Below are 4,584 nucleotides of genomic sequence, written 5' to 3'. Positions count from 1 at the left end.
ATGATCCTGATCTTAAATCCTCCCTTGAGGGAGGAGGGCCACGTAGTGGCGGAGGGTATTCGTCTAAAAAGCATAGAAAGAGCTTCTTACAGTAGGGGCGAACGGCAGTTAGCCCTGCAGCAAATATTGGAATCTCGACGAAGTTGGAGCAAGCTTTTTAGAAGCAAGCCTCGCCACAAAAGGCAACCGATAAGCACGGAGTTCTATCTGCAAAAGCAAATGAAATCCATTTCACGGCTTTTTCAACAATTAGGAAACTCACTTCAGTCTTTTCCCCTTAATACCACAGATTGGCAATCTGAAAGAATCCGATTTACTCTAGACAGTTAATTCATATCTTGAGATGTTTCCTCTCTTTCTTACTGCAGATCAAACTCACAATTGTTAATTATGAAGAGAAGTCTTATCTCTTCAAGCTGTGCTGAACTAGAAGACTATTCAGGAAATATTGCCAAAAAACTGCTAAAGGATCTACCAGCCGTTGGTTTCAGCGAATCGCCGTCAAAAACATAGTCAATTCTTACGTGATTTTGGCACGCCCTTGCAGCTCATAGCTGTCACAATAGATTAAATACCACTAAATTATAGGAGGGGTATAATGAAAAACAGAAAAAGAGGATTTTCTCTGGTTGAGCTACTTATCGTTCTCGCAGTTATCGCTGCGTTAATCGCCACAATCACTCCAGTTGCGCTGAATGCTATCAGTAAATCAAAGGCTACACAGGTTGCACAAAATCTAAAAACTCTTGCAAGCGCACTCGAAAATGCTGCCTATGTTAACGGCTTGGATAGTGACACGGGATTAGTCAACAATGTTTCGACGATTGATTCTCTCGGTAGAGACATAGACGATAAAAACTATGCAGTATATTACACAGGGACTAACGGAAGATACACGGCCACGGTCATCTTTATTGGAGATGGTGATATTGAGATGATTCGGTCGACGCTAAAGGATGCAGCGACTGAAACGTTTTCTAATGCTGCTATTGGAACCGCACTAACAGGCACTGACTGGGAAGTCCCAGATAATACCAGTGATCAGGTAATTTACTATCGGATCGAGTTTGACGTTTATTGAAGCTGAAGTAGACAATTCAAATTGCTGCCCTCTTCGGAGGGCTTTTATTTTTTCAAGAGAGTATCTAAGGGAGATTCAGATTGACTGATTTGTACTCCCGAGACGAATATTCAGCCTAAACCGCTTCTGTTTTGTTTAAAGCCATTTCCACATAATCTGTGCTTTTCAGCACATTGCTCTTAGACAGCTCGCATCAGTAGCAAACGAATGATATAATTTTCGAAAGGACTTTCCGAGATGTTTAATGAGGGAGCTCTGCATACGTAAGTTTTTCTGAATCCGATTGGCATAGTGTTAGTCCGCCGGGGGAATGATATGCGAGACGAGAAAATGAGCAGATCATCTGGTTTTGAAGAGGTAAGTGAGAGAACTCAGTCAACGCGCATGAAAAGAAGTGAAGGCTCTACAGTAGATCTAGTCTGCAAAATATCAAGTATTGTAAACCACTGCAGCGGTCGAAATGAGCTTTCTGAAAGAATACGAGATACACTTATGGAAACGCGCGGTTATCTCGATGCGAAGATCTTCTTTAGCGATGAGATCGTTTATTATGTGGATTCGAGCAATCAGATAGTTAATAATTCATACGATTATTCTCCGACCGAAAATATACCTGCTTGCGCCCGCGATTTTCTGAAGAGCGATAAACTACTCTCAATCGCTTCTGCCTGCAAAGAACACGACTGCCCACTTAAGTCATCGAAATTGGAGAACGAGCATAGATTCTCATTCAAACTGGAAACAAAAGAGAAGACCTATGGGGTCCTCCGCGTTAATACTTTGGAGCATTTGACAATGGACAGTGAAGAGTTTCAGCTTCTGAAATGGATTTCAAGCGAAATCGCATATGCTCTAAAGAGAATCGAAAGTGAGGATTATCTAAAGACTGCGAAGGAAGAGCTTCAGAAAAGCAAGAAGAGTCTGAGAAATCTGTTCAACGAGAATTTAGCAGTTATGATCGTTCTCGATCCAGAAACTCGAAGATTCGTGAATGCTAACGATGCAGCTCTGAATTTCTACGGCTGGGATAAGGAGACTCTTCTATCGAAACGCATTGAAGATGTGAATACTCTTCATGCGGAAGCACTTGCCGAAGAAATGAAGAAGGCTTTCAATAGGGAAAAGATAAAGTTCGATTTCAAACATAGACTTGCAGACGGTTCTGTGAAAGACGTAGAGGTATTCAGCAAGAGGGTGGAAATAGATGGATATGATCGAATACTCTCGATTATCCACGACGTGACGGATCGAAAGGTTGCCGAGAGGGAACTTCAAAGAACCGTGGAAGAACTGAAAAAGATTACTCTTACCGTCATTAACGCGCTTGAAGTGACTATGAATCTGCGGGATCCCTACACCGCGGGTCACCAGGCAAGGGTAACCGCACTGGCAATGGCAATAGCCGAGAGACTGTCTCTCAATGAAGAGAGACGGGATGCGCTACGTTTCGCTTCGATGATCCACGACGTCGGAAAGATAAAGGTTCCGTCGGAGATTCTGAACAAACCGGGAAAGCTGAACAGGCTTGAGTTCGCAATGATCAAGGAACACCCTCTGGTTGGCAGAAATCTCTTCACGGAAGTTGATTTCAAAGTTCCCATATCGGAAATCATCTACCAGCATCATGAACGTTTTTGAGAAACCGTGGTCGGTGGTAGCAGGTGGCGGGTTCGTAAGAGCAAGAGAAACTGGTTGATTGTTGAGCGGTTCTCCGTTCTCAGAAAATAACAGTTACAAGTTCCAAGTTGTGAGTTGTATGTGCGAAAAATTCGATCCAAACGGATGTAGGGGCGTGCGGCGGCACGCCCGCTATTAAGGATCAATCTTCCCAAGGATAAAGATCGTCCTCTTCAATAGTTGAACGAGCCTGAATTGTCTTTCTGTCGGGATTCTCTCTGTCTATCTGCCATCTCAAGGGGTTATTCTCAATGTACTCACGAATTCGATTCAGTTCTTTCTCACTGCGGATGACATGTTCATAGTAATTTCGTTGCCAAATAGATTTCCCGGGTGTGCCGCGCAGTTCGTTCGCTCGAACCGTTACAGCTGCTTTGAAGCCTGAGACGAAAGAACCAATCGTCTTTGGTTTCATAGTTCTTCTTTCTGCTTCCAAACAGTTGCTGACAATCTCCCTTTCGCCTCCATGTATCGCTACAATCCCGTGCAGGTGATTTGGCATTATCACAAACGCATCTAGTTCGATTTCCTTTCTGACTTCTGCAGATCTTAGCCACTCTTCAACAACGATTTTGCCAATGCTACTGAAGATTACTCTGCTATCAACCATGGATCCCAACAAACATTGCCTACGATGCGTACATATTGTCAAGAAATACGCTCCGGTTCGAGAATAATCATACTCCTTCAGTCTAATTGACCGCCTTTTGATAAGTCTCTCATTGTGTTCCAAAGCGCAACCCTCCGAGATCTTTTTGCTCTCGCGGGCGAACAGCCGTTCGCCCCTACAGAAAGAAATCGACACACTATTCTTTGATACTGCTGCACGATTAAGAACGAAGACCCTTATCGCTGGAAAAACCGCTTGTTTGAAACGCTTTAGGCTAATCGCTCAGAAAAACAATAAGAAGTGCATGATTCTGAATCGGATCACAAATCAAGAGGCTCGTCTACAGGCTCTTCACTTTCTTCCTGGCTCGGAAGCGCCAGCATCACTTACTGCGGTAGTACCAAATCTTTCTCTCCTCTTTCTCGAAGTGCGGAGAATCGTTTACGGTGAATCGGCAAATGTCTCCACCCGAAGGCGAGACTGATTAGACGGGGACAGACGTCAGGAGCTCGTCAGTCCCCTGTGGCTCTTGTTTCCTAATCAGTACTCATTTGGGCGAACAGCCGTTCGCCCGACAAAAGGAAATCGACACACTATTCTATAATACGGCTGCACGATTAAGAACGAAGACCCTTTTCGCTGGAAAAACCGCTTGTTTGAAACGATGTAGGCTTATCGCTCAGAAGAACAATAAGAAATGCATGATTCTGAGTCGGATCACAGATCAAGAGTATCGTCTACCGGCTCTTCACTTTCTTCCTGGCTCGGAAGCGCCAGCATCACTTACTGCGGTAGTACCAAATCTTTCTCTCCTCTTTCTCGAAGTGCGGAGAATCGTTTACGGTGAATCGGCAAATGTCTCCACCCGAAGGCGAGACTGATTAGACGGGGACAGACGTCAGGAACTCGTCAGTCCCCTGTGGCTCTTGTTTCCTTATCAGTACTCTTTTGGGCGAACAGCCGTTCGCCCCTACAAAAGAACTGCATAATCGTCCGGAATTGTCATCTGGTAGCAGTTTATCATAAGTCCCTCACTGCGTCTTCCCAAAGCAAATGTGCCTTTGCACAAATCAAAACCTTTTTTCGAGTTTTCACAACCCGGTTTTGATAACCCGTTCTTGCTAACCCGCTTCTTATAACCCACTCTTTACGCTTTGTCAGAGGACGGTAGACCGTTGACGGTCAATGATTATAACTCTCGTCTTCTAGCAAGCGA

3 protein-coding genes are annotated in these 4,584 nt (G+C 44.3%); 2 read left to right on the top strand and 1 reads right to left on the bottom strand.

All coding sequences use genetic code 11. The features are described from left to right. Positions 1 to 598 precede the first annotated feature (598 nt). Positions 599 to 1,081, top strand: a complete 483-nt coding sequence (locus BG32_RS10845) for a type II secretion system protein (protein ID WP_121526826.1) — start codon at positions 599 to 601, stop codon at positions 1,079 to 1,081. Positions 1,082 to 1,396: 315 nt separating this feature from the next. Continuing rightward, complete coding sequence (locus BG32_RS10840) at positions 1,397 to 2,719, top strand: HD domain-containing phosphohydrolase (protein WP_121526825.1); 1,323 nt, start codon at positions 1,397 to 1,399, stop codon at positions 2,717 to 2,719. A 181-nt stretch (positions 2,720 to 2,900) separates the two neighbouring features. Here the strand turns inward: BG32_RS10840 and BG32_RS10835 are convergent, their stop codons facing one another. Next, positions 2,901 to 3,491 carry a transposase gene (locus tag BG32_RS10835; RefSeq protein WP_121526824.1) on the bottom strand — a complete coding sequence of 197 codons (591 nt, stop codon included), beginning with the start codon at positions 3,489 to 3,491 and terminating at the stop codon, positions 2,901 to 2,903. Positions 3,492 to 4,584 lie beyond the last annotated feature (1,093 nt).

Origin of the sequence: Mesotoga sp. HF07.pep.5.2.highcov (genome assembly GCF_003666285.1) — a bacterium.
In the GTDB taxonomy this organism is placed as follows: domain Bacteria; phylum Thermotogota; class Thermotogae; order Petrotogales; family Kosmotogaceae; genus Mesotoga; species Mesotoga prima.
The sequence above is the reverse complement of the archived record's forward strand: the minus strand, read 5'-3'. Positions and strand labels throughout refer to the sequence as shown.

Bases quoted from the DNA above. Each gene is read 5' to 3' on its own strand.
- BG32_RS10845 (WP_121526826.1), top strand. From the start codon at position 599: ATGAAAAACAGAAAAAGAGGATTTTCTCTGGTTGAGCTACTTATCGTT.
- BG32_RS10840 (WP_121526825.1), top strand. From the start codon at position 1,397: ATGCGAGACGAGAAAATGAGCAGATCATCTGGTTTTGAAGAGGTAAGT.